General features: G+C 66.6%; 17 protein-coding genes and 1 tRNA gene. 10 read left to right on the forward strand and 8 right to left on the reverse strand.

Going from position 1 to position 24,436, the window contains the following annotated elements; all coding sequences use genetic code 11:
- Positions 1–360: 360 nt before the first annotated feature.
- The gene (locus EET03_RS17610) at positions 361–2,313 is read left to right on the forward strand and encodes an acyl-CoA dehydrogenase family protein (protein ID WP_075544658.1); all 1,953 of its coding nucleotides are present in this window, start codon (positions 361–363) and stop codon (positions 2,311–2,313) included.
- A 2-nt stretch (positions 2,314–2,315) separates the two neighbouring features.
- Here EET03_RS17610 and EET03_RS17615 read toward each other — a convergent pair whose 3' ends face one another.
- Both EET03_RS17615 and EET03_RS17620 read right to left on the reverse strand, forming a co-directional pair.
- Positions 2,316–3,854 carry a nitrate/nitrite transporter gene (locus EET03_RS17615; RefSeq protein ID WP_075544659.1) on the reverse strand — a complete coding sequence of 513 codons (1,539 nt, stop codon included), beginning with the start codon at positions 3,852–3,854 and terminating at the stop codon, positions 2,316–2,318.
- 206 nt (positions 3,855–4,060) lie between these two features.
- Positions 4,061–4,558, reverse strand: coding sequence for an LppP/LprE family lipoprotein (locus tag EET03_RS17620; RefSeq protein WP_075544660.1), 498 nt, complete (start codon positions 4,556–4,558; stop codon positions 4,061–4,063).
- 457 nt (positions 4,559–5,015) lie between these two features.
- Between EET03_RS17620 and EET03_RS17625 the strand changes: the two genes are divergently transcribed.
- Both EET03_RS17625 and EET03_RS17630 read left to right on the forward strand, forming a co-directional pair.
- Complete coding sequence (locus tag EET03_RS17625; protein WP_075544661.1) at positions 5,016–9,212, forward strand: bifunctional nitrate reductase/sulfite reductase flavoprotein subunit alpha; 4,197 nt, start codon at positions 5,016–5,018, stop codon at positions 9,210–9,212.
- Between the two features lie 91 nt (positions 9,213–9,303).
- Positions 9,304–10,950, forward strand: coding sequence for an NAD-dependent malic enzyme (locus tag EET03_RS17630; protein WP_075544673.1), 1,647 nt, complete (start codon positions 9,304–9,306; stop codon positions 10,948–10,950).
- 18 nt (positions 10,951–10,968) lie between these two features.
- Here EET03_RS17630 and EET03_RS17635 read toward each other — a convergent pair whose 3' ends face one another.
- Both EET03_RS17635 and EET03_RS17640 read right to left on the reverse strand, forming a co-directional pair.
- Positions 10,969–12,900: a family 2A encapsulin nanocompartment cargo protein cysteine desulfurase gene (locus EET03_RS17635; protein ID WP_075544662.1), complete on the reverse strand. Its 1,932-nt coding sequence runs from the start codon at positions 12,898–12,900 to the stop codon at positions 10,969–10,971.
- The gene (locus EET03_RS17640) at positions 12,887–13,810 is read right to left on the reverse strand and encodes a family 2A encapsulin nanocompartment shell protein (RefSeq protein WP_075544663.1); all 924 of its coding nucleotides are present in this window, start codon (positions 13,808–13,810) and stop codon (positions 12,887–12,889) included. Before EET03_RS17640 ends, EET03_RS17635 begins: the two co-directional genes overlap by 14 nt.
- Positions 13,811–14,161: 351 nt before the next feature.
- On the opposite strand from EET03_RS17640, the gene EET03_RS17645 reads away from it, so the two are divergent.
- From EET03_RS17645 to EET03_RS17665, 5 genes are read left to right on the forward strand one after another with little or no spacing between them, the layout of a single operon-like run.
- Positions 14,162–15,451 (forward strand): TQXA domain-containing protein, encoded by a 1,290-nt coding sequence (locus tag EET03_RS17645; RefSeq protein ID WP_075544664.1) that lies wholly within the window; start codon positions 14,162–14,164, stop codon positions 15,449–15,451.
- Positions 15,448–16,380, forward strand: coding sequence for a cysteine synthase A (gene cysK, locus EET03_RS17650; RefSeq protein WP_075544665.1), 933 nt, complete (start codon positions 15,448–15,450; stop codon positions 16,378–16,380). Before EET03_RS17645 ends, cysK begins: the two co-directional genes overlap by 4 nt.
- A 2-nt stretch (positions 16,381–16,382) precedes the next feature.
- Positions 16,383–17,069, forward strand: a complete 687-nt coding sequence (cysE, locus tag EET03_RS17655; protein WP_075544666.1) for a serine O-acetyltransferase — start codon at positions 16,383–16,385, stop codon at positions 17,067–17,069.
- Between the two features lie 60 nt (positions 17,070–17,129).
- Positions 17,130–17,585 (forward strand): thioredoxin family protein, encoded by a 456-nt coding sequence (locus tag EET03_RS17660; RefSeq protein ID WP_075544667.1) that lies wholly within the window; start codon positions 17,130–17,132, stop codon positions 17,583–17,585.
- Positions 17,575–18,042, forward strand: a complete 468-nt coding sequence (locus tag EET03_RS17665; protein ID WP_075544668.1) for a DUF4395 domain-containing protein — start codon at positions 17,575–17,577, stop codon at positions 18,040–18,042. The genes EET03_RS17660 and EET03_RS17665 overlap by 11 nt, the downstream gene beginning before the upstream one ends.
- 4 nt (positions 18,043–18,046) lie before the next feature.
- On the opposite strand, the gene EET03_RS17670 is transcribed toward EET03_RS17665, so the two are convergent.
- A tRNA-Asn gene (locus EET03_RS17670) sits at positions 18,047–18,122 on the reverse strand.
- Between the two features lie 193 nt (positions 18,123–18,315).
- Between EET03_RS17670 and EET03_RS17675 the strand changes: the two genes are divergently transcribed.
- On the forward strand, positions 18,316–18,582 hold the full coding sequence (locus EET03_RS17675; protein WP_075544674.1) for a hypothetical protein: 267 nt from the start codon (positions 18,316–18,318) through the stop codon (positions 18,580–18,582).
- 21 nt (positions 18,583–18,603) lie between these two features.
- Here the strand turns inward: EET03_RS17675 and dnaG are convergent, their stop codons facing one another.
- Together dnaG and EET03_RS17685 are read right to left on the reverse strand one after the other, a co-directional pair.
- Positions 18,604–20,550, reverse strand: coding sequence for a DNA primase (dnaG, locus tag EET03_RS17680; protein ID WP_075544669.1), 1,947 nt, complete (start codon positions 20,548–20,550; stop codon positions 18,604–18,606).
- A 16-nt stretch (positions 20,551–20,566) separates the two neighbouring features.
- A complete protein-coding gene (locus EET03_RS17685; protein WP_075544670.1) occupies positions 20,567–21,850 on the reverse strand; it encodes a deoxyguanosinetriphosphate triphosphohydrolase in 1,284 nt (427 codons plus the stop codon).
- Positions 21,851–21,972: 122 nt separating this feature from the next.
- Between EET03_RS17685 and EET03_RS17690 the strand changes: the two genes are divergently transcribed.
- The gene (locus EET03_RS17690) at positions 21,973–23,982 is read left to right on the forward strand and encodes a TPM domain-containing protein (protein ID WP_075544671.1); all 2,010 of its coding nucleotides are present in this window, start codon (positions 21,973–21,975) and stop codon (positions 23,980–23,982) included.
- A gap of 173 nt (positions 23,983–24,155) precedes the next feature.
- On the opposite strand, the gene EET03_RS17695 is transcribed toward EET03_RS17690, so the two are convergent.
- Positions 24,156–24,434 carry a WXG100 family type VII secretion target gene (locus EET03_RS17695; RefSeq protein ID WP_244232423.1) on the reverse strand — a complete coding sequence of 93 codons (279 nt, stop codon included), beginning with the start codon at positions 24,432–24,434 and terminating at the stop codon, positions 24,156–24,158.
- Positions 24,435–24,436 lie beyond the last annotated feature (2 nt).

The following is a 24,436-nucleotide window of genomic DNA, read 5'->3' on the forward strand; positions in this document are numbered from 1 at the left end:
CACCTTGCCGCCTTGGCGGAACGTACGGCGCAGATACACCGATTCGTAGCAACGCTTCTCACCGGAGCCGGTCACGTGAGCCCTGCGCACTTTGGCTACGTGCACCTTCTCGTTACGGCGTGACATAATAGGTAATCCTAGCCATCCCGACGAAGAAATCCCGTGAACGACACACTCTATTTTGTCTACATTTCTTGCGGGTCAACAGACTGAACCGCAGCTCACACCCCAGATCCCCGCCAAAACCCGGATTAACTTCGGTCTAAACCCACCGGGGCGAAACGACATATGTGCCTTCCGTATTCGCACACCGATACCGTCTCTTGCCCACACCGTGGTTGACGGCGTTACGGTTCGGGTATGGCGCCGGACATGACCAACACTGCCGACACTGCCCAACATCTGCGCAACGCCCTCGACGGGCGCTTCCGCGACGTGAAGAACGACATGCGCAAGAAGCTGAACCTGGAGGTCTTCCGCCCGCACTACACACCCAACACCGTCATCGCCCGCGCCAAAGTGGCCGAGCAGATGCAGTTGTTGGCCGCCGCGGGCGCCGCCGAAGACAGCTTCCGCAAGGAGCATGGCGGCACCGGCAACGTGGGCGCGGCGATCACGATGATCGAGATGCTGGCCATGTCGGATCTGTCCCTGATGGTCAAGGCCGGAGTGCAGTGGGGCCTGTTCGGCGGTGCCGTCGAGAACCTGGGCACCCAGCGCCATCACGAGGAGTACGTCCCCAAGATCATCAACCTCGACATCCGCGGCTGCTTCGCGATGACCGAGACCGGGCACGGCAGCGACGTGCAGTCGCTGGAGACCACCGCCACCTACGACGCCGAGACCGAAGAGTTCGTCATCGACTCCCCCACCCCGACGGCGCGCAAGGACTACATCGGCGGGGCGGCCGAAACCGCGCGCCTGGCAGCGGTTTTCGCGCAGCTGATCACCACCGGAAACGGCGAGCAGGTCAACCACGGGGTGCACTGCTTCCTGGTCCCGATCCGCGACGACGAGGGCAACGACCTGCCGGGTGTGACGACGTCGGACTGCCTCTACAAAGGTGGCCTGCCCGGCGTCGACAACGGCCGCATCATGTTCGACCACGTCCGTATTCCGCGGGTGAATCTGCTGAACAAGTACGGCGACGTCGCACCCGACGGCACCTACAGCTCGCCGATCGAAAACGCCAGCCGCCGCTTCTTCACCATGATCGGCACGCTGATCCGCGGCCGGGTGACGGTCGGCGGCAGCGCGGCAGCGGCCGCACGCGTCGCGTTGGACATTGCCACCCGGTATGCGTTGCAGCGCAGGCAATTCAGCGCACCCGACGACGACGACAGCGAATTTCTGATCATGGACTACCTGGTCCACCAGCGGCGGTTGTTCCCACTGATCGCGCGGTCGTATGCGCTGCAGTTCGCCCAGAACGAGCTGGTGTCCAGGTGCCATGACCTGCAAACGGCAGACGACCCGGACGCCGAGGAGCAGCGTGAGCTGGAAGCCCGGGCCGCCGGGCTGAAGGCCGCCAACACCTGGCACGCCAGCCGCGCCATTCAGGAGGCCCGGGAGGCCTGCGGCGGAGCCGGTTACATGGCCGAGAACCGGCTGATCGCACTGCGCGCGGACACCGACGTGTTCACCACGTTCGAGGGTGACAACCACGTGCTGACCCAGCTGGTGGCCAAGGAGCTGCTGACCGCCTACGCCGACGACATCCGCAGCATGAGCCCGGTGGAATGGGTGCGCTTCGCCGCCAACACCGTGGGTCAGCGGGTGCTGAAACGCACCGCGGCCGAGACCATCATTCAGACGGTCGTGGACGCCCGCCAGGACAACGAGGAAGAGGGCAGCCTGTTCAACCGCGGCACCCAGGTCAAGATGTTCGAGGACCGCGAGGAGTATCTGCTGTCCTCGGTGGCGCGCCGGCTGCAAAGCAAATCCAACGAGATGTCGGCGTTCGACGCCTTCAACGCGGTCCAGGATCACGTGCTGCATGCCGCGCAGGCGCACATCGACCGGGTGGTGCTGGAGGCGTTCGTCGCCGGGATCGAATCCTGCCCGGACCGCGAGGCCCGCGAAGTGCTCGAGGCGGTGTGCGATTTGTACGCCTTGTCGGTGATCGAGGACGACAAGGCCTGGTACATCGAGCACCGGTTCCTGTCGACGGAACGAGCCAAGGCGGTTACCCGCGGCATCAACGACCGGTGCCGAGTGCTACGGCCCCACGCCAAGACGTTGGTGGACGGCTTCGGGATCCCCGAACCGTTGCGCTACGCCGAGATGTTGCACCCGGAGAACCTGCCCGACTGAGCTCAGCGACCCACCAGCTCGACGGCGGCCGGCTGCGCCACGAGCTCGACGGCGGCCGGCTGCAGAGCCGGAAGGTATCCGACCGGCCGGCGAACGTAGACCTTCCAGGTCAGGGCGGCCGCACCGGCGTAGAACACCATGAAGATCCAGAACGCGTCGGTCGCGGCGCCGGTGGCCACGTAGGACTCGCGCAGCGCCAGGTTGATTCCGGCCCCTCCGAACGCACCCAAGGACGCCACCAGCCCGATGGCCACCCCGGAGATCAGCCTCGACCAGTCCCGGCGCTCGGCTTCGCTGAGATCCGAGCCGAGATGCAGCTCGCGGCTGCATGCCTCGAAAATCGTCGGGATCATCTTGTAGACGGACCCGTTGCCCAACCCGGACAGGATGAACAACGCGATGAAGCAGACGAAGTAACCGGCCATGCTGGCTCCCCGCATGGGGCCGCTGTGCCGGTCTTCCAGGCTGCCGGCGCCGATCAGCAGACCGGCAACCAGCGTCATGGCGACAAAGACCACCAGGGTCAGACGGCTGCCGCCGAGCCGGTCGGCCAGCCGCCCGCCGTAGACCCGGGCCACTGCCGCCAGCAGCGGTCCCAGGAACGCCAGTTCGGCGGCATGCAACGCGGCCTGCGCGGTGCTTTGACCGGCAGCCACGAAGTTGGTCTGCAGCACCTGCCCGAATGCGAACGAAAACCCGATGAACGAGCCGAAGGTGCCCAGGTAGAGCAGTGCCAGCAGCCAGGTGTCGCGAATGGACAGGACCGCGGAGATGATCGGGCGCAGTCGGTTGGCTTTCACGCGGTGTTGCTCGACGTTGTTCATGAACAGCGTCACGCCGATGGCCCCGCCGACCAGCAGCACCGCGTAGAGCCCACACACCAGGTACGGCTTTCCGTCCCCGAACACGGCGATGATCAGCAGCCCGACCAACTGGATGGTCGGCACCCCGAGATTTCCCACGCCGCCGGCAATGCCGAGCGCCGAGCCTTTCAGCCGATGCGGGTAGAACGCGTTGGCGTTGCTCATCGACGCCGCGAAATTACCGCCGCCCAGCCCGGTCAGCGCCGCGCACACCAGATACGGCCACAACGGCAACCCCGGATGAGTCAACAACACCAACGTGCCGATGGTGGGGACCAGCAGCGCGGTCACCGAGAAAATCGCCCAGTTGCGACCGCCGAAGATCGTCGTGGCCAGCGAGTAGGGCAGCCGCGTGCACGCCCCCACCAGGGTTGCGACGGTGTCGAGCATGAATTTGTCGCCGGCGGAGAAACCGTAGACGCTCTGGGGCATGAACAACACCAGCACCGGCCACAGCGTCCACACGGAGTAGCCCAGATGCACGGTGACCACCGACCAGAACAGATTGCGCCGGGCGATGACCTTGTTGCCGGCTTCCCATGCCGCGACATCCTCGGCGTCCCAATGCGAAATATCCCGCGAGCTACTCCTGCGCCTTGCTGAAGTGTCCGAATTGTGCTGAGCGTGGCCGGAATTGCTCCGTGGCTCCTCGCGTTGCAGCAGCATCTGCTGTTCCATCACTCTCCTTAGCCCCGGCCACGTTGCTTCCCGCCGGGAAACAACCACGAACTCCCAGAGTGCCAAACTTGCAGTCGCGCGGCACGTTGTGGGCAGCCTGAATCTGCTGAAGAACAGCTGAACAAGTCCTGTAGGCGCTCACCGCGACCGGTTGGCTACGCCACCGTAACCGACTGTGGGCCAATGTCACTGGTCGCCACAGGTCGCTACGAGTGCGGTATCGGGCCCAGTGCTTTCAGCTTGCCGTCGAGTCCGATCTGAAATCGAACCGTGCCCATCCCGCTGGGACAGCATTCGGGGTCACCACCGGCTCGCCACCGGTACTGGACCGTCACGGTGTCATCACCGGGAGGCAGCACCGTTATGTAGGGCTTCGGATCGGGGGTCGGCGATCCCAACGGGGTGTTGCGGTCGAAGAACAGCAATTGTTGCGGAGTCGACTCGGAAGCGATGGTAGGGATGATCTGCACCCAGTACAGCCGGCATTTCCTGGTGTGTCCCCGCGCGATTTCCACCCAGCTGGAGCCTGGCACCTCGATCGGAACAGCGGCTATGGACTGTCGCACCGTGTCGGCCGCCGGGCCATCGGACTGCTTGCAGGTATCCGGCGGCGGAGGCGGCGGTGTCGACGATTTCCCTGCGCAACCGGCAGCGCCGGCAATCCCGGCGATCCCGAGCAGCACACCCAGGTACAGACGGATCACAGCCGGCCGACGACGCACCCCGCGAGCTTAGCGAAATCTGTGCAGTACCAGGTAAATCTCTGTGGGCAAACCTCTTGGGGTCTGCGCAGATCCGGTTCGGGACGGACGCCGGGAGCTTGGCGAAAACTGTCAATGTTCCCCAAGTTTCGTCAAAACTACAGCTGCACCGCCCAGACGGGCGTCGCCGCAGCAGACTCGCGGGTAATCTGACCTCGAGATCACCGGTCGATGACGACCCGAGGATGACCGGCTCGGCTTGACGGCCCGGCAGACGTGTTCGCCGATTTCCAGCAACGCACCGGCGCGGCTAACCCGCTCCGAGGAAACCGTAAAACGGCCGAAACGTCCGGCATCCCGTACCGAAACATCCTTGTCGCAGGATTTGACGAATACACCGTTGCGCAGTGGTGCGTAAGCAGCGGTCGCAGAAAGGACGTAAGGCGTGGCCAGGGAACTCATGGCGCCCGGTAAGGACGCCGTGGAGACTATGTGCGCCTATTGCGGCGTGGGCTGCGGCATTGTGCTGCAGGTCACAACGGATGCGGCAACCGGAAAGCGCCACATTGCCAAGTCAATTGGCCGCACCTCGCATCCGGCTAATTCTGGGCGGTTGTGCACCAAGGGCGCCACCACCGCCGACCTGCTCGCCGCACCGGGACGGCTGGAGTCGGCATACCTGCGCAACTACCGCGGGGAGTCCCTCGAACCGGTTCCGATCGACGATGCGATCACCCACTGCGCCAAGCGGTTACGCGCCATCATCGACGAGCACGGCCCGGATGCCGTCGCGGTGTACGTGTCCGGACAGATGTCCATCGAGGCCCAGTACCTTTCCAACAAGCTGACCAAGGGGTTCATCGGCACCAACCAGATCGAGGCGAATTCGCGGCTGTGCATGGCCGGTGCCAGTTCGGGTTACAAGCTGTCGTTGGGAGCAGACGGACCGCCCGGCTCGTATCAGGATTTCGACCAGGCCGACGTGTTTCTCGTCATCGGCGCCAATATGGCTGACTGCCACCCGATCCTGTTCCTGCGGATGATGGAACGCGTCCAGGCCGGTGCCAAATTGATCGTCGTCGACCCACGCCGCACCGCGACCGCGGACAAGGCGGACCTGTTCCTGCAGATCGCCCCCGGCACCGACCTGGCGCTGCTCAACGGCCTACTGCAGCTGATCGTCGAAAACGGCCAGACAGACCCGCATTTCATCGCCGAGTTCACCGAGGGCTGGGAGGTGATGCCGAGCTTTCTCGAGCAGTTCGCACCCGAGGTGGTCAGCGAAATCACCGGCATCCCTGTCCAAGACATCCGCACCGCAGCGCGCTGGATCGGCGAAGCCGCCAATTGGATGAGCTGCTGGACGATGGGCCTCAACCAGAGCACCCACGGCACCTGGAACACCAACGCGCTGTGCAACCTGCATCTGGCCACCGGCGCGATCTGCAAGCCGGGCAACGGCCCCTTCTCCCTCACCGGGCAGCCCAATGCCATGGGCGGACGCGAAATGGGTTACCTGGGACCGGATCTGCCGGGACAGCGCTCGGTGCTCTCGGCCGCCGACCGCGAATTCGTGGAACAGCAGTGGGGTATTCCGCAGGGGTCGCTGCGCACCGAGGTCAGCGCCGGTGTGGTGGACATGTTTTCCCGGATGGCCGCAGGCGACATCAAGGCATGCTGGATCATCTGCACCAACCCCGTTGCCACCGTGGCGAATCGGAAGACGGTACTGGCCGGGCTGGAGAAGGCCGAACTGGTGATCAGTCAGGAAGCGTTCGCGGAGACCGAGACCAACGAGTACGCAACCGTGTTGCTGCCCGCCGCGCTGTGGACCGAGTCCGAGGGGGTGATGGTCAATTCCGAGCGGACCATGACGTTGTTCCAGAAGGCCGTCGAGCCGGTCGGACAGGCGCTGCCGGACTGGCAGATCATCGCCCGGATCGCTTGCGAGATGGGCTATTCGGAAGCGTTCAGCTACCAATCCGCCGAGGACGTGTTCGAAGAGATCAAGCGGTTCTCGAACCCGGCGACCGGATACGACCTGCGGGGCATCAGCTACGACCGGTTGCGTGAGACACCGTTGCAATGGCCCTGCCCACCCGACAGCAGTGGCCGCAACCCGATCCGCTACCGCAACGACGGGGTCAGCCAGACACGGTTGGTGCGCGACGACGGCACGGTGCCGCGGTTGGCGTTCCCGACCGCCAGCGGACGTGCGGTGTTCTTCGCCCGCCCCCATCTGCTGCCCGACGAGATGCCCGACGGTGACTACCCGTTCCTGCTCAACACCGGACGCCTGCCGCACCAGTGGCACACGCTGACCAAGACCGGCAAGGTCGCCAAACTCAACAAACTCAACCCGGGCCCGCTGGTCGAGATCCACCCCGATGACGCCGCGCGGCTGCACGTCCGCGACGGTGACCACGTCGAGATAGCGTCTCGCCGCGGCCGCGCGGTGCTGCCCGCCCTGGTCACCGACCGGGTGCGGCCCGGCAACTGTTTTGCTCCGTTCCACTGGAACGACGTCTTCGGCGAGTACCTCTCGATCAATGCGGTCACCAACGACGCCGTCGACCCGATATCGCGGCAACCGGAATACAAGGTGTGTGCGGTCACCCTGACGAAGGTTGCCCAACCCGCGGCCGAGCCACATTCGGCAGACGAACCCACCGCCGGCGCGGCCGATCGACCGGAACCGACGTTGCTCACCGACACACCGCACCTCGGTGTGGCCCACGTCGACGCGCTCGCCGAGTTCCTCGGGGTGGCGAACGAGCCGATGCCGCAGTTCGGTCCGTTCGCCCGCTCCTACCTTGCCGGTTTGCTGGCGGGGCTGCGCACCGAAACCGGTCGGCGGATGGCCGGGGTGCCCACCGTGCCGGTGAGCGCTCCCTTCGATACCCCCACCCGGCTGTGGTTGGAGGGCTTGCTCGCGGGCATGTTCGCGCGCGCCGAGACGCCGCAACCGGTGCCGGTCACCCGCCCCCGCGCCGCCGATGCTCGCCCCGAAGACCCCGCCGAGGCAACCGCGCCGATCGTGGTGTTGTGGGCGTCGCAAACCGGGACCGCGGAAGAACTCGCCGCTGACGTCGCCGCGCAACTGCGTGCGGCGCAGCTGCCGGTCGCGTTGCACGGCATGGACGAGTTCCCGGTGTCGCAGCTGCCGGCGGCTCAGCAGCTGCTGCTGATCACCAGCACCACCGGGGACGGCGAGTCACCGGACAACGGCGCAGCCTTCTGGCGCGCGCTGACGGCTGAAACCGCGCCGCGCCTGACCGGTATCCGCTACGCCGTCCTGGCGCTGGGAGACTCCAACTATGCCAATTTCTGCGGCCACGGGCGCGCACTGGACCAGCGCCTTGCCGAGTTGGGCGCAACCCGCATCGTCGACCGCGTCGACTGCGAACCCGACTACGAGGATCCCGCCGCCGGCTGGCTGAGCCGGGTGCTGCACGAGCTGCGCAGCTCGGTGCCGACCACGGTCACACCGCGTCACACGTCACCGACAGCGACCCGAACACCACCGGCGTTCACGAAAAAGAACCCACTGATCACCAGCGTGGTCCGCAACACCATGCTCAGCAAGCCGCGTTCAGGAAAAGACGTGCGGCAGTTGGTTTTTCACGCGCCCGAACAAGCGGTCAGCTACGAAGCCGGCGACGCGCTGGGGGTGTGGCCCCGCAACGACAGCCGGCTGGTCGACGAATGGCTGACGGTGACCGGACTGAATGGCCACACCGAAGTCGATGTCGCCAACCACGGGTCGATGTCGCTGCGTGCGGCGTTGACCGATCGGCTCGAAATCGCTCACATCAGTCCCGCCCTGCTGCGCTTCGTCCAGCAGCGCACCGCAGACCGCGACGTTGCCGGCCAGCTCGCCGACCTGATGCGCCCGGAAAACAAAGCCGCCCTTGATGATTGGTGGTGGGGCCGGCAGTCGGTCGACCTGCTGACTCAGGCACCGGTCACCGCAACCGCCGACGAGTGGCTAGCCGTACTCAAACCTCTTCAGCCGCGGCTGTATTCGATATCGTCCAGCCCCAAACAGCACCCGGGGGAAGTGCACCTGACCGTGTCGCCGGTGCGGTACAACTTCCAGGGCGTGCCGCGGCGCGGGGTGTGCTCGACTTATCTGGCCGACCGGTCCCCCAGCGACGAGATCGCGGTCTATGTAAAGAAATCCGGCAGCTTCCGGCCCCCCGGTGATCCGCGCACACCGATGATCATGATCGGTCCCGGAACCGGTGTCGCGCCCTTCCGGGCCTTCCTGCAGGAGCGACGCGCGCTCGGCCACACCGGACCGAACTGGTTGTTCTTCGGGGAACGCCACGCCGCCACCGACTTCTACTATCGCGAGGAGATCCAGGCGATGCATGCCGACGGCTTCCTCACCCAGCTCGATCTTGCGTTCTCGCGCGATCAGCGGGAGAAGGTCTACGTGCAGCATCTGATGCGCCGGCGCGGAGCGCAGCTGTGGCGATGGCTGCAGGACGGAGCGCAACTGTACGTATGCGGCAACGCCGACCCGATGGCCAAAGATGTCGACCGCACGCTCTGCGACATCGCCGCCGAGCACGGACATCTCGATACCGAAGCGGCCACCGCCTACGTGCGGTCGCTGAGCGCGGCCAAGCGCTACCACCGCGACGTCTACTGACCAGAACTCGCTCTTGGTGGACCCTTCGAGGCGCGTACCGGCCCCCGGCGTTACCGTGACTTGACGCGTCAGGTCACGGACGGAGATGGTGATGAGCGATGCCCGCGTGCCTCGGTTTCCGGCAGCACTGTCCACGCCCAGTCTCAATCGCGGGGTCGGCTTCACCCGCGAGCAACGCCGGCAGCTCGGCCTCGTCGGTCGCCTTCCGGCGGCGGTGCTCACCCTGGACCAGCAGGCCGACCGGGTGTGGCATCAATTGCAGAGCCTGGCCACCGATCTGGGCCGCAACCTGCTGCTCGAACAGCTGCATTACCGCCACGAACTGCTCTATTACAAGGTGCTGATCGACCATCTGCCCCAACTGATGCCGGTGGTGTATACGCCCACGGTCGGCGAAGCGATCCAACGGTTCTCGGATGAATACCGTGGGCAACGCGGGCTGTTCCTGAGCATCGACGAACCCGACGACATCGCGGCGGCCTTCGAAACCCTGGGGCTCGGACCCGACGACGTCGACCTGATCGTCTGCACCGACGCCGAAGCCATCCTGGGCATCGGCGACTGGGGCGTCGGCGGCATCCAGATCGCGGTGGGCAAACTGGCGCTCTACACCGCCGGTGGCGGCATCGATCCCCGCCGCTGCCTGGCGGTGTCGCTCGACGTCGGCACCGACAACGAGCAGCTGTTGCAGGACCCGTTCTACCTAGGCAATCGACACGCCCGGCGCAGCGGCGCCGAATACGACGAGTTCATCAAGCGCTACATCGAGACCGCCCACCGGATGTTTCCGCGGGCGATGCTGCACTTCGAGGACTTCGGGCCGGCCAACGCGCGGATGATCCTGCAGACCTACGGCGCGCAGTACTGCGTGTTCAACGACGACGTGCAAGGCACCGGCGCGGTGGTGGTGGCCGCGATCGACGGGGGATCGCACGTCACCGGCGTCCCGGTCGGCGACCAGAAGGTGATCGTCTTCGGGGCCGGTACCGCGGGCATGGGTGTCGCCGACCAGATCCGGGACGCCATGGTGGCCGACGGCGCCACCGCCGAGCAGGCGACGTCGCAGATCTGGGCCATCGACAAGCAGGGGCTGCTGTTCGACGACATGGAGGGTCTGCGGGAATTCCAGCTGCCGTACGCGAAAAACCGTAGCCAGCTGGGCATCCAGCCCGGGGCACGGATCGGACTGGCCGACGCGATCAAGCTGGCCTCCCCGACCGTGTTGCTCGGCTCCTCGACGGTCTCCGGCGCGTTCACCCAAGAGGTCGTCGAAGCGATGACGGCATCGTGCGAACGCCCGATGATCTTCCCGCTGTCCAATCCGACCTCGCGGATGGAAGCCATGCCGGCCGACGTCCTGACGTGGTCGAACGGAAAGGCTCTGGTTGCTACCGGTACCCCGGTCGCGCCCGTCGAATACGACGGCACCACCTACACCATCGGCCAGGCCAACAACGTGCTGGTGTTTCCGGGCATCGGCCTGGGCGCCGTCGTGGCCGGAGCCCGGCGGCTGACCCAGGGCATGCTGCGCGCGGCAGCCAAAGCCCTTGCGCACCGGGCTAATCCGACTAAAACCGGGGATTCGCTGTTGCCCGACGTTCAGGACCTCCGCGGGATTTCGGCGACGGTCGCCGAGGCCGTCTATCACGCCGCAGTCGACGACGGCGTAGCCACCAAGGCCCATGACGACGTCGCGCGAGCCATCGTCGAGACCATGTGGCTGCCGGTCTACGACTGAATGCGGACGTAATCCGGCTCAGCCGGCGTTCGTGCCGCCCTCGGCGATACGGCGCACCGCGCTGATGAACACGTCGACCTCGTCGAAGGTGTTGTAGAAGGCGAATGACGGGCGAACCGTGGCCTCCAGGCCGTAGCGACGCAGAATCGGCTGGGCGCAGTGATGTCCGGCACGCACCGCGATGCCCTCGGCGTTGAGTGCCTTGCCGACCTCCAGCGGCTCATGGCCGGCCAGCACGAACGACAGCACACTGGCCTTCTCGGTCGCGGTGCCCACCAGGCGAACACCGGGGACATCGGCCAGCCGCGGGGTCGCGTACCGCAGCAGCGCGTGCTCGTAGGCGGCGATGCGCTCGACACCCACCCGCTCGACGTAACGCAACGCCTCCCCGAGACCCACCGCATCGGCGATGTTGCCGGTGCCGGCTTCGAACTTGCTCGGCGGCCCCTGATACAGCGAGCGCTCCATCGTGACGTCGGTGATCATGTTGCCGCCCCCCTGCCACGGCGGTGTCTCGGCGAGAGCGTCCTCGCGCCCATAGAGCACACCGATTCCGGTGGGACCGTAGACCTTGTGCCCGGAGAACGCGAAGAAATCGGCTCCGAGTTCGGCAACGTCGATCGGCAGGTGCGGAATCGACTGGGCACCGTCGATCAGCACCCGGGCGCCGTATCGGTGTCCGAGCGCGACAATCTGGTGTACCGGTGTCACGGTACCCAAGGCATTCGAGACATGAGTTGCCGCAACGAGTTTGGTCTTCGGACCCAGCAGCGCCTCGAACTCCGCCAGCAGCAGATTGCCGGCTTCATCAACCGGTGCCACCTTCAGCACGGCACCGGTCTGCTGCGAAATAAGTTGCCACGGAACGATATTGGCGTGGTGCTCCAAGTGGGTGATGACGATCTCGTCACCCGGGCGCAGATGTTTTCCGCCCCATGCGTGGGCCACCAGATTGATGGCCTCGGTGGTGCCGCGGACAAAGATGATCTCTTCGTCGCGGGCGGCGCCGATGAATCGGCGGATGGTGTCGCGGGCCTCTTCGTAGGCATCGGTGGCCCGGGCCGCCAGCTCGTGCGCGGCGCGGTGGATGTTGGAGTTCTCATGGGCGTAGAAGTGCGCGAGCCGGTCGATGACCACTTGCGGCTTTTGAGTGGTGGCCGCGTTGTCGAACCAGATCAACGGCTTGCCGTTGACCGTCTCCCGAAGGATCGGAAAGTCGGCACGCACGGCCTCGACGTCGAAGACGTCGATCGCCCGGTGATCGTCGGCCGGCTTAGGCACCGAGTCGGCGTCGGTGAGCAACGGGGTGAGGAAGGAGTAGTTGCGCTCGTCACCGAGCGGCGTATTGCGGCGGGCCGGCACCGTGTCGGACCATCCGAGGTCGCCGACCGACGGCGCCGCACGCGGCCGTTCGGGCCGCAGAACCGGCATCGAGCCGTGCGGAGCGACCGGAACGTGGGGCACCGCGCCGGCCAGCACCCCCGGCGCCACCCGTTCCGGTCGCGCCACGATGCCCGAACTCGGTACCGCGAACGCCGTCGGCCCGCCGGCACCCGGTAGGTAGGGATCCGCCACGCCGGCAGCAGCCGTGGATGCCGCCGGCGCCGCCGTCGTATCCGGAACGCTTCCGCGCGGGGCCACCGGTGCCGTCTGCGGCGGCCCCTCGGGCTCCGGTGACGTCGGCGCCGGAAGGTAGATGTCGGCTACGCCGACCGACGGAACCGCAGCCGGCACCACGTCGAACGCGCCGGCGGCTGCCCGGCCGGCCGCCGCTGCGGCCGTCGTGTCGGGCATGTTGCCGCGCGGGGCCACCGGAGCCGCCTGCGGCGGGCTGTCGAAGCCCGGCCGAATGCCGGCGGCGTAGAGCTGACCGGCCAATGCGGCCAGCTCCGCGGCGCTGATCGGCGCCTCACCCGCGGCATCTGGCGGCGGGTACTCACTTGTACTCATGGAACTGGTCCACCGCCACGTCGTCGAGCACGGCAAGCGCATCGTCGGTGAGCACGGCCAAGGACGTGTAGAGAGTCACCAGGTAGGTCGCGATCGCCGATTGGTTGATGCCGGTGAACCGCACCGACAGTCCCGGCGCCTGCTCCCCCACCAGCCCGGGCTGGAACAGGCCCACCACGCCCTGGCGTTCTTCGCCGGTGCGCACCAGGATGAACTTGGTCTTGCCGTCGACAACCGGCACCTTGTCGGAGGGAATCAACGGGATGCCGCGCCAGGTGACGAACTGCGCGCCGAACAGACTCACCACTGGCGGCGGCACGCCACGGTAGGTGGCTTCACGGCCGAACGCCGCGATGCCCTGGGGATGGGTCAGGAAAAAGCTGGGCGTCTTCCAGACCTTGGTGATCAGCGCGTCCAGGTCGTCCGGCGTGGGCGCTCCGGCCAGCGTCCGGATGGTCTGCCCGGGTGTCGCCTGGGCAAGCAAGCCGTACTCGGGGCTGTTGACCAGTTCGAACTCCTGACGCTCCTTGATGGTTTCGATGGTCAGCCGCAACTGCTGCGCGATCTGGTCGTGCGGACTGGAGTAGAGGTCGGACACCCGGGTGTGGATGTCGAGCAGCGTGGAGATGGTTCGCAGCGTGTACTCCCGCGGGCTGGTCTCATAGTCGACGTAGGTCTCCGGCAGCGGCCCGTCCGTGCCGGCGCCCGCTTCGGCCTTGATCGCCACCCGCTCGGGGTTGATCACCCGGTTCACCCGATAGATACCCGCTTCCACCGGTACCCAGCTGAGCAGATGCAGCAACCAGCGGGGCGTGATCGTCGACAGCTGCGGGACGGTCTTGGTGGCGTTGGCAAGCTGCCTGGCAGCAAGATCACCCAGTGCCTGAGACTCGTTTTGCGGCGAACTCATCGTTGTCCTTCCGTGCATGATCAATCCCTGCGCAGCCGCCGGGCCTGGAGGTCGGGCGCAATCATCGTCGGCCGCGCCCCGACGTGCGCTGAGCGTATTCGACGCGGTTGGCCGGGCAAAGCGTTAACATCCTTGCTGAGCCGAACAGCAGATATGCGGCATGCCTTATAGTGGATGCCATGCAACAGGCCGTACCGCTGCGCTTTGTCCTTACGCGCTGCATCGCGGCGGACTGTTGTTGTTGCTGTTGATTCCTGACGTCTTCTGACCGTTCAGCAATCGTCGCGCTGCGGCGCTTCACGCCTTGATGACGCGCGCGACCCAAAGTCTTCAGGAAGAGCAACCGCCCCTATGACTGTCTTGTCCATCCCGCACCGCGCGCCGGCCCCGGTGGCGACCCGCCGGCGCATCCGGGTACGACCGGCCACCGAGGTGACCCGGATGACCCGCTACCGAGGCGGGACCTACTCACACACCGTCGACCGGATCGTGTTCGCCGACGGCACCACCGCCCGCACCGACCTGATCAGGTTGAACCCGAACGTGCAGGCCTACTCGCTGGATTTCACCGGCGTCGCACCACACCAGCCGTCGCCCTACCGCCTGGGCACCTGGTCCGCGCTGCCACATCTGCGCACCCGCGACTGCGAAGCCGAGGTGGACTGGATCCTGCGCAACTCCTTCCCGATGCGCCCGATCGCCGAGCTGAGCCGGCGGCTACGCGCCGCCGGGTATCCGCTGGGGCCGGCCAACGTCAGCGAACCCGAAGCCATCGCCGCAACGCAGGCGGCGATCTGGTACTTCACCAACGGCATGGCGCTGGACACCCGCCCGCTCAATGCCCCCGTCGCGGTGCGCCGCGGACCGGGACCGGTGCTCACCTTCGAATTCGACGGGCGGCCACAGCTGGGCGGCTATTCACTGCGGACAGCGTCCGACACCCCCGTGGCGGTGAAGCTGCAGAAGTCGACGGATGGCATTGTCTGGCAAGACATCTCCGGATCCCAATTGACCACCGATGCCGGCCGAGGGCGCTACCAGCGCACCCTCGGCGTCGGCAGCACCTTGTCGACCAGCAGCCACGGATACGGCGCGCACGGCTACCGCTGCTACCGGCTGGTCGCCACCTCCGACACCACGCCGGTGATTGACCACGTCGACTTCTGGCTGACCGGTTCCAGCCACTATCGCAACGCCGACCGAGTCGTGCACCTCTACAACTATCTGCTCGCGGGGGCGTACACGGCCTTGAGGGACAACGGCGAACCGCACCTCCTCGACACCGCCGCCGCTGTCGACTCGGAACTCGTGGGGCCGTTCCGGGTCCGAATTCCGTTGACGTTCAGCGTGCCTGACGGCCACGAACTGGTCGACGCCGACGGGCGTGCCGTCACCGGAACCGTTCAACCCGGTGCGGACTTCTACCTGCGCCGAGCACCCGGCACCACGGCGACGACACTGACTGCCACGACCACCCACCACCACCTGGGTGGACGGGTGCTGACCGGAGTGGCATCGGAGAGTGCATCGCCACGGCTCACGCCGGTTGCGCTGACGACACCCGTGCACCTGACAATCGAGTTCGACATCAACTGGCAGGCCGCCGGGGCTGGCGCCGACATCGCTGGAGACCGCCAATGACCATCGCCGAAAACATCACCCAACTGATCGGGGGCACGCCGCTGGTCCGGCTGCGACGGGTCACCGACGGCGCAGTGGCCGACGTGGTGGCCAAGCTGGAATCGTTCAATCCGGCCGGAAGTGTGAAGGACCGCATCGGGGTAGCCATGATCGACGCCGCCGAGAAAGCGGGCCTGATCAAGCCGGACACCATCATCCTGGAGCCGACCAGCGGGAACACCGGCATCGCGCTGGCGATGGTGGCCGCCGCGCGCGGCTACAAGTGCGTGCTCACCATGCCCGACACCATGAGCATCGAGCGACGCATGCTGCTGCGCGCTTACGGCGCCGAACTCGTGCTCACCCCCGGCGCCGACGGCATGGCAGGCGCCATCGCCAAGGCCGAAGAACTGGCCAAGACCGACAAGCGCTACTTCATCCCACAGCAATTCGAAAATCCGGCCAACCCCGCGGTCCACGCCGTGACCACTGCGGAGGAGGTGTGGAAGGACACCGACGGCAAGGTCGACATCTTCGTGTCGGGCATCGGCACCGGCGGCACCATCACCGGTGTCGCGCAGGTCATCAAGGAACGCAGGCCGTCGGCGCAGTTCGTCGCCGTGGAACCGGCCGCGTCGCCGGTGCTGTCCGGAGGCCGGAAGGGACCACACCCGATCCAGGGCATCGGCGCCGGGTTCGTCCCGCCGGTGCTCGACATGGGCTTGGTCGACGAGGTCATCACCGTGGCCAACGACGACGCGTTCGACCTGGCCCGGCGGCTGGCCAAGGAGGAAGGTCTGCTGGTCGGCATCTCCTCGGGCGCGGCCGCGTGGGCCGCGGTGGAAGTGGCCCGTCGGCCGGAGAACGCCGGCAAACTCGTGGTCGTCGTGCTCCCCGACTTTGGCGAGCGCTATCTGAGCACGCCGTTGTTCGCGGATCTGAGTGATTAGCCATGCTGGCAGAGATACGGCGTGACATCCGGGTGGCCAGGCAGCGCGACCCGGCCCGGCCGACCGCATTGGAGGTCGTTTTCTGCTATCCGGGTGTCCACGCGGTGTGGGGCCACCGGGTCAGCCACTGGTTGTGGCTGTGCGGCGCACGGTTGGCCGCCCGGGCGTTGGCGGAACTCACCCGCATCCTGACCGGTGTCGACATCCATCCCGGCGCCGTCCTGGGCTCGGGCCTGTTCATCGATCACGCGACCGGCGTGGTCATCGGTGAAACCGCCGAAGTGGGTGACGACGTCACGCTCTACCACGGCGTCACGCTCGGCGGCACCGGAACGGATATCGGTAAGCGCCACCCCACGGTCGGTGACCGGGTGATCATCGGGGCCGGCGCCAAGATCCTCGGCCCGATCAAGATCGGCGACGGCAGCCGGATCGGCGCCAACTCCGTTGTGGTCAAAGAGGTTCCGTCCGCGGCGGTGGTGGTCGGCGTCCCCGGGCAGGTCATCAGCCGCAACGGTTCGTCCAGACGCGACGACTCGGTGTTGCCCGATTTGGTGGGGGTCAGCCTCCAGTCGCTGCTCACCCGGGTGGCCAGGCTCGAGGCCAAAGCCGACCACCACCCACCGGCCGGACGGGTGATCCGGCCGCCCGAGGCCGGTGTATGGCATGGCGAAGATTTCTCCATCTGATCTATCTGAGGAAGACCCGACTATGACGACTATGACGACTACGAAAAGCATGGCGAGCCGATGAGCTCGATCGCAATGGCCTCGGCGGCGCTCATCGCAGCGTTGACAGGTGCGACGGCGATCGGCTGGACGGTCAATCGACGGTCCGGCTTGCTGCGGGAAACCGAGACCGCGGTTCATCAGGACACATCCGATCTCGGCTTGTCCGACACGGGTCCCACCGTCGTGCACTTCAGCGCCGCCTGGTGCGGTCCGTGCGCCGCAGTGCGCCGCGTGGTCGACCAGGTGTGCGCCGGCTTGCCCGAGGTGGCGCACGTCGAAATCGATATCGACGCCAGTCCGGCGGCCGCACGACGGATGGCCGTGCTGTCGCTACCCACCACGTTCATCTTCGACGCGGACGGGCGGCAGCTGTACCGCACCGCGGGTGTGCCGAAGGTGGCCGATCTGCGGGCAGCGTTGCAGCCCAGCTCACCTGAGACCTTTCGCAAAAGGAGCGGAATTGATGTCGAATAATCCCGGACAAGTTGACGTCCGCGGTCCGCGATTTGCCGCGTGGATCACCACAGCGGTCCTCATCGTGGCCTTGATCGTCTCGGTGTTCAGCACCAAGGCGGCGGCGGTGATACTGGTTGCTCAGGCCATCGTCTTCGCCATCAGTGCGCTGCGCGGCCCGCGCAACAGCCCCTACGGCCTGCTGTTCGCCACGCTGGTAGCGCCCCGGCTGGGACCGGTGACCGAGCGGGAACCGGTGGCACCGCTGAAGTTCGCCCAGGTGGTCGGACTTGTTTTCACGGTTATCGGAATTGTCGGTTTTGCCGTTGCGGTCCCGGTGCTGGGCGTGGTCGCGACCTCGTTCGCGCTATTCGCCTGTTTCCTGAATGCCGCCTTCGGCGTCTGCCTGGGTTGTCAGCTTTACCCGCTCGTCGCCCGGTTCCGCCGAGCGTCAGCGGCCAAAGCGCCGCATGCCTGAGACCTGGCTCCCCCGGAAGGACTCGAACCTTCAACCCTTCGGTTAACAGCCGAATGCTCTGCCAGTTGAGCTACAGGGGACCGGTGCGTCCGCGCCAATGTTGTCGCGGATCGCGGGACGACTCTAGCGTACTGGCATACCCGCGCCAACTAGCGGGATCAGCCAGACTGCCGAGCCCCGTCGGTGGGCAGCCACCTCGCGGGATCGGCACGCCCGCACTCGGGCGGATGAGGCAGGATGGAACGAACCGCGCTGATAGTCGGAGGGACCGCTTTGATCGGGTATGTCGCCGTGTTGGGGATTGGGTACGTGTTGGGGGCGAAGGCCGGCCGGCGCCGCTATGAGCAGATCGCCCGCACCTACCGCGCGCTGACCGGGAGTCCCGCGGCCAGGTCGATGATCGAGGGGGGCCGCCGCAAGATCGCCAATCGAATCTCCCCCGACTCGGGCTTTGTGACGGTGACCGAGATCGACGAGCAGACGGCCATCATCGAGCGGGCCGAGCGGGTGGAGCGGGTTGTCGAGCGCCAGGCGAAATAGCGCGCTGACGCCGCACCACCCTCACGCGGTCAGGTCGTTGCCGCTGGCCTGCTCCAGTAGGCTGCGCCGGTAGGCCTCCATAGCCACCAGATCGCCGAACAGCGCGTGATATTCGTCCCCGTGTTCGATCGGCGACATACGCTGCAGCTTGGATTTGACTTCGGCGATCTGCCGGCCCATCCACACCTCCTGTAGGCGGGCCAGCACTCCGCCGATATAGCGCGGCAGCTTGTCGTCGTCGACCGCAATCGCCTCTACCGCCAACTCGTTGATCAGGCCGGTGGTCAACGGCGACGTGGTCTGCCGGGCCACCATGTCCATCCACTGGGCCCCGGTGACCCCGGCCGATGTCCCTCCCGCCGCATCGATGGCCGCACGCACGGCGCAGTATCCGGGGTGGGTGAAGCTCTCGACGGTCAAGGTGTCGAAAACCGGTCCGGCCAGCGCCGGGTACTGCAGGGCCGATTTGAGCGCCTCACGTTGCGGCCACAGCGTCGGGTCGCGCGGGTCCGGACGAGTGGCCGCGGGTTCGGCCGAAGGCGCATCAGGGGGCTGCTGCGTCGTCCGCCGGGGCGCCTTTGATCCGGGCGATCCGGGACCAGCCCTACCCGGAGTTCTTACGGTTCTGGCCTGACTGCGCACCCGGTCGACGACCTGGGCGACGTCATCCCAACCGACCCAGCCGGCCAACTGCCGGGCGTACTCGTCGCGCAGCATCGGGTCTTTGATCTGGCCCACCATCGGCACACACCGACGCAATGCGGCCACCCTACCCTCGGCGCTGTTCAGGTCCGTCTCGGCGAGCGCGGACCGAATTGCGAACTCGAACAACGGGGTTCGTCGCGCCACCAAGTCCCGCAAGGCCGCATCCCCCGATGCCAGCCGCAGGTCGCAAGGATCCATGCCGTCCGGGGCTACTGCCACAAAAGACTGTCCCGCCAGGTTCTGTTCGCCGTCGAGGGCCTTCAGTGCGGCGGCGCGGCCGGCGGCATCGCCGTCGAAAACATAGATCAGCTCGCCGCGGAAGAAGCTGTCGTCCATCATCAGCCTGCGCAGCATGGCCAAGTGCTCGTCGCCGAATGCGGTGCCGCAGGACGCGACCGCGGTGGTGACCCCGGCCAGATGCATGGCCATCACGTCGGTATAGCCCTCGACGACCACCGCCTGATGTCCCTTGGCTATGTCACGTTTGGCCAGGTCGATACCGAACATCACCGACGACTTCTTGTACAGCAGCGTCTCCGGAGTATTGACGTACTTGGCTTCCATCGGGTCGTCATCGAACAGGCGCCGAGCCCCGAAACCGATCACCTCGCCGGCCGACGACCGGATGGGCCACAGCAGCCGCCGATGAAACCGGTCCATGGGACCGTGCCGGCCCTGCCGGGACAGTCCCGCCGCTTCCAGCTCCTTGAACTCAAAGCCCTTGCGCTGCAGATGTTTCGTCAGGGAGTCCCAGCCCGACGGCGCGAATCCGCAGCCGAAGCGGCGAGCCGCCTCGGCATCGAAGTTGCGCTGGGTCAGGTAGTGGCGGGCCGGTGCGGCCTCGTCGGACTCCAGGGTGGCCGCATAGAACTCGGCCGCGGCCGCGTTGGCCGCGAGGAGCCTGCTGCGACTGCCCCGGTCGCGCTGCACGCTGGTGGCCGCGCCGGTGTAGCTGATGGTGTAGCCGATCCGGTCGGCCAGCAGTTCGACCGCCTCGACGAAGCTGACGTGCTCGATCTTTTGGATGAATGCATAGACGTCGCCACCTTCACCGCAGCCGAAGCAGTGGAAGTGACCGTGGTTGGGCCGCACATGAAACGACGGCGACTTCTCGTTGTGAAACGGGCACAGACCGCGCAGCGAGTCCGCCCCGGCGCGCCGCAGCTGGACGTAGTCGCCGACCACGTCCTCGATGCGGGCGCCGTCGCGGATGGCCGCAATGTCGCGGTCGGAAATCCTGGAGCGCCCCGCCGGACTCGACATTCGCTCATCTTAGGGCTCAGTGTAAAACCGTGGTCCGGCCCGGGAATTGACCAGCGTCGATCCGTTCCAGCCGCCCCTCGGTGTAGGAGGCGATCTGATCGACGATGACCCGCATCCGCGCGACGTCGTCGGCCGCGGTGTGGTACGCCGCGGCAAAGACCGGGTCGAGCGTCCGCGGCGCACCGGAGGACAGCCACTGCGCCACCCGGTGGATGCGTTCCCGCTGGCGAGCCTGGGCTTCCAGATGCCGTGGGTCGGACATGATGAACTGCAGCGCCAGGATTTTCAGCACCGCAACCTCGGCCCGCACCAGGTCGGGTACCTGCAAGTCGGCCTGGTAACGGGTCAACGGCCCGGAACCGGCCACGGCACGGGTGGTGGCGATCGCCGCCGAAGCAAACCGCCCCACCAGTTCGCTGGTCAATCGCTTCAGCGCGACCGACGCCGCCAACGTGGCGTCGTACTTGCCCACCGCCGCGACCACCGGCAGCGCTGACAGCCGGCGGGCGGCCGCCATCAACTCGTCGGCACCGACCCGGGGGAATTCGCTCTGGCCCAGCTTGGCCAGCGCGGCCGCGTCGTCGTGGTTGGCGAGCACCCGCAAGTCGATGCGTTCGGAGACGACGCCGTCCTCGACATCGTGCACCGAATACGCGACATCGTCGGCCCAGTCCATCACCTGTGCTTCCAGGCATGGCCGATCAGCCGGTGCGCCGGTGCGCACCCAGGCCGCCGGCTGCTGATCTTCCTTGTAGAAGCCGAACTTGCGGCGCCCGTCACCCCGCGTCCACGGGTATTTGGTGACCGCGTCCAATGCTGCGCGGGTCAGGTTCAGCCCCGCGCTGAGCCCCTGGCTATCAAGAACTTTCGGCTCAAGGCTGGTCAGGATGCGGAAGTTTTGGGCGTTGCCCTCGAAGCCGCCGCAGCAGGCCGCGACGTCGTCGAGTGCGCGCTCACCGTTGTGCCCGTACGGCGGGTGCCCGATATCGTGGGCCAGACCGGCCAGCTCGACAAGATCCGGGTCGCAACCCAATCCGATCGCCATGCCCCGGCCGATCTGCGCCACTTCCAGCGAATGAGTCAGCCGGGTGCGCGGGGTGTCGCCTTCCCGCGGCCCGACGACTTGGGTCTTGTCGGCGAGGCGGCGCAGCGCGGCGCTGTGCAACACCCGGGCGCGGTCCCGGGCGAAGTCGGTGCGGTGCTGCCCTTCCGTGCCCGGCAGACCAGCCGACTTCGGCGCTTCGGCTACCCGCCGCTGGCGGTCGAAGTCCCCATAGGGGTCTTGCTGATTCGTGGTCACCGACCGACAGTCTGCCAGGCAGGTCGCTGCCGGTGGTGTCGTTGCGGCCCCATCCCGCAATGCGGCTGCAACCGCGCCGCGCTTCCGTCGGACCGGCCTCTTTGCCGGGCTAGATTAGCCTTATGCGCATCGCTCGCCTGCTCGGCGTGATTTTGACGGTCGTCACTGTGGGCCTCGCCGGAGGCTTGCTGCTGGCACCCCCCTCAGCCGCGCAACCGCCGTTTCGGCTACCGGGCTATGTGACCGACAACGCCGGCGTGCTGAGTGGTGCTGATCGCGCCGAAGTCACCTCGGCCATCAACGAGCTCTACGCCGATCGTCATATCCGGCTGTGGGTGGTCTATGTTGACAACTTCTCCGGACAGAGCGCGATGAATTGGGGACAGAGCACTTTCCGGAGCAGCGAGCTGGGGAGCTATGATGCCCTGCTGGCCGTCGCCACCGTCGCCCGGTCCTATGTCTTCCTGGTGCCGTCCACCGTCCCAGGTGTCAGCGCCGGTCAGGTCGAAGAGCTTCGCCGGAATCAGATCGAACCCGCACTGCGCAGCGGCGACTGGGCCGGTGCCGCTGTTGCGGCGGCCAACGGACTCAACAAGTCACCCAGCTCGTCGGGCCGGGTGGTATTGCTGGTGGCTTTGGGCGTCATCGTCGTCGCGGTGGTGATCCTGCTGCTGGCGATGCGCTACCGGGCCCGCCGGCGCCGCGCTGACGCGATGGCCGCGGCACGACGCGTGGACCCCACTGATGAGCGGGCATTGGCCGCCGTGCCGCTGGACATCCTCGACGACTTGTCCCGGTCGATGGTGGTCGCTGTCGACAATGCGGTGCGCACCAGCTCCAACGAGCTCGCGCTGGCGATCGACGAGTTCGGCCAAGAGCGGACCGCGCCGTTCACCCGGGCCGTGGACAACGCCAAAGCGGCTCTGGCCCAGGCGTTCAGCGTGCGCCAACAGCTTGACGACAGCGCTCCCGAGACACCGGCGCAACGGCGCGAGCTTTTGACCCGGGTCATCGTGTCGGCGGCCACGGCCGACCGCGAATTGGAGGCGCAGACGGAGGCCTTCGAGCAGCTGCGCGACTTGGTGATCAATGCCCCGTCCCGGCTGGACATGCTGACCCAGCAGTACGTCGAACTCACCACCCGCATTGCCCCCAGCCAGCAGCGGCTGGCCGACTTGCACCACGAATTCGGCGAGACGGCGCTGACTTCCGTCGCCGCCAACGTCACCACTGCCCAGGAACGACTGGCGTTCGCCGACCGCAACATCGGCATGGCGCGTGAGCTGTCCACTCAAGCCGTGAGCGGCCGGCAGTCCGGCCTGGTGGACGCCGTTCGCGCCGCTGAATCCGCACTGGGACAAGCCCGTTCGCTACTCGACGCGGTGGATAGCGCAGCCAGCGACATCCGGCACGCCGTCGCCGAGCTGCCGTCGGTCCTGGCTGATGTGGCGGCGGGCATCAGGCAAGCCGACGAGCAACTGCAGAGGACACCGAACGACACCTCGGCACACACCCGCGAACTCGTCGCCGCGCGGGATGCGGCCGCACAAGCCCTGGAAGACTCCCGCGACGCTCGCGGCGCCGGTGTCGCCGATCCGCTCGGCACTTTTGCCCGGCTGAGCAAGGCCGGCGCGGATCTGGATCGGCTCTTGACCACTGTGGCCCAGGAGCAGGCCAACGCCGAGCGACTCAACCGTTCCTTCGAGCAGGCATTGTTCACCGCGGAGTCGCGGGTGCGCGCGGTGTCGGACTATATCGATACTCGTCGCGGCAGTATCGGGCCCGAAGCACGGACCCGGCTGGCCGAAGCGAAACGTCAGCTGCACGCCGCGCGTGACAAACGTTCGACCAACATTACCGAAGCGATCGGTCACGCCAATGCGGCATCGACCCTGGCGGCCAACGCCCAGGCGCTGGCCAATGCCGACGTGCAGGCGGCTCAGCGCGCCTACACCCGGCAGGGCGGCGACAATGCGGGAGCGATCCTCGGCGGCATCATCATCGGGAACCTGCTCAGTGGGGGCCTGCGGGGTGGTTTCGGCGGCTGGAGCCCGACGTCGTTCGGTGGTTCTTCCAGCTCGTCCGGTAGCTCGTCCGGCGGCGGGTTCATGGGTGGCGGCGGGCGATTTTAGGTGCTTCTAGGCCTCGACTAGGGCTGGACCCGCGACTCACAGCACAAAAAAGTGCGCACACCTACGCACGAAGTATCAACTACCGTGCGTAGGCATGCGCAATCAACCGTGGAGGTTTGCGTTTCCGGCTGCAATACGCCGCCGGAAACGCAAACCTCTCAGTCCGGCAGAAGTCAGGCCCAGCTGGAGCCGACGGCGCTGTCGGTCTGTGCCATGTTGCTGCCGGCGGCCTGGACCTTCTGGCCGTGGGCGTTGGCCTGCTCGTAGATCACCTGGAAGTTACGACCCAACTGGGCGATGAACTCCTGGCAGGCCACCGAACCGGCACCGCCCCAGAAGTCGCCGGCAGCCAGCACATCGCGAACGATGGCCTGGTGCTCGGCCTCGAGCGACGCCGCCTGGGCACGAATCATGGCGCCGTGGGCGTCGACATCGCCGAACTGGTAATTGATGG

The sequence above is a fragment of the Mycobacterium innocens genome (assembly GCF_900566055.1).
Classification (GTDB): domain Bacteria; phylum Actinomycetota; class Actinomycetes; order Mycobacteriales; family Mycobacteriaceae; genus Mycobacterium; species Mycobacterium innocens.

Excerpts from the sequence above, each read along its gene's own strand:
- EET03_RS17610 (WP_075544658.1), top strand. The coding sequence starts at position 361 with ATGGCGCCGGACATGACCAACACTGCCGACACTGCCCAACATCTGCGC.
- EET03_RS17615 (WP_075544659.1), bottom strand. The coding sequence starts at position 3,854 with ATGGAACAGCAGATGCTGCTGCAACGCGAGGAGCCACGGAGCAATTCC.
- EET03_RS17625 (WP_075544661.1), top strand. The coding sequence starts at position 5,016 with ATGGCGCCCGGTAAGGACGCCGTGGAGACTATGTGCGCCTATTGCGGC.
- EET03_RS17630 (WP_075544673.1), top strand. The coding sequence starts at position 9,304 with ATGAGCGATGCCCGCGTGCCTCGGTTTCCGGCAGCACTGTCCACGCCC.
- EET03_RS17635 (WP_075544662.1), bottom strand. The coding sequence starts at position 12,900 with ATGAGTACAAGTGAGTACCCGCCGCCAGATGCCGCGGGTGAGGCGCCG.
- EET03_RS17640 (WP_075544663.1), bottom strand. The coding sequence starts at position 13,810 with ATGAGTTCGCCGCAAAACGAGTCTCAGGCACTGGGTGATCTTGCTGCC.
- EET03_RS17645 (WP_075544664.1), top strand. The coding sequence starts at position 14,162 with ATGACTGTCTTGTCCATCCCGCACCGCGCGCCGGCCCCGGTGGCGACC.
- cysK (WP_075544665.1), top strand. The coding sequence starts at position 15,448 with ATGACCATCGCCGAAAACATCACCCAACTGATCGGGGGCACGCCGCTG.
- cysE (WP_075544666.1), top strand. The coding sequence starts at position 16,383 with ATGCTGGCAGAGATACGGCGTGACATCCGGGTGGCCAGGCAGCGCGAC.
- EET03_RS17660 (WP_075544667.1), top strand. The coding sequence starts at position 17,130 with ATGAGCTCGATCGCAATGGCCTCGGCGGCGCTCATCGCAGCGTTGACA.
- EET03_RS17665 (WP_075544668.1), top strand. The coding sequence starts at position 17,575 with ATGTCGAATAATCCCGGACAAGTTGACGTCCGCGGTCCGCGATTTGCC.
- dnaG (WP_075544669.1), bottom strand. The coding sequence starts at position 20,550 with ATGTCGAGTCCGGCGGGGCGCTCCAGGATTTCCGACCGCGACATTGCG.
- EET03_RS17690 (WP_075544671.1), top strand. The coding sequence starts at position 21,973 with ATGCGCATCGCTCGCCTGCTCGGCGTGATTTTGACGGTCGTCACTGTG.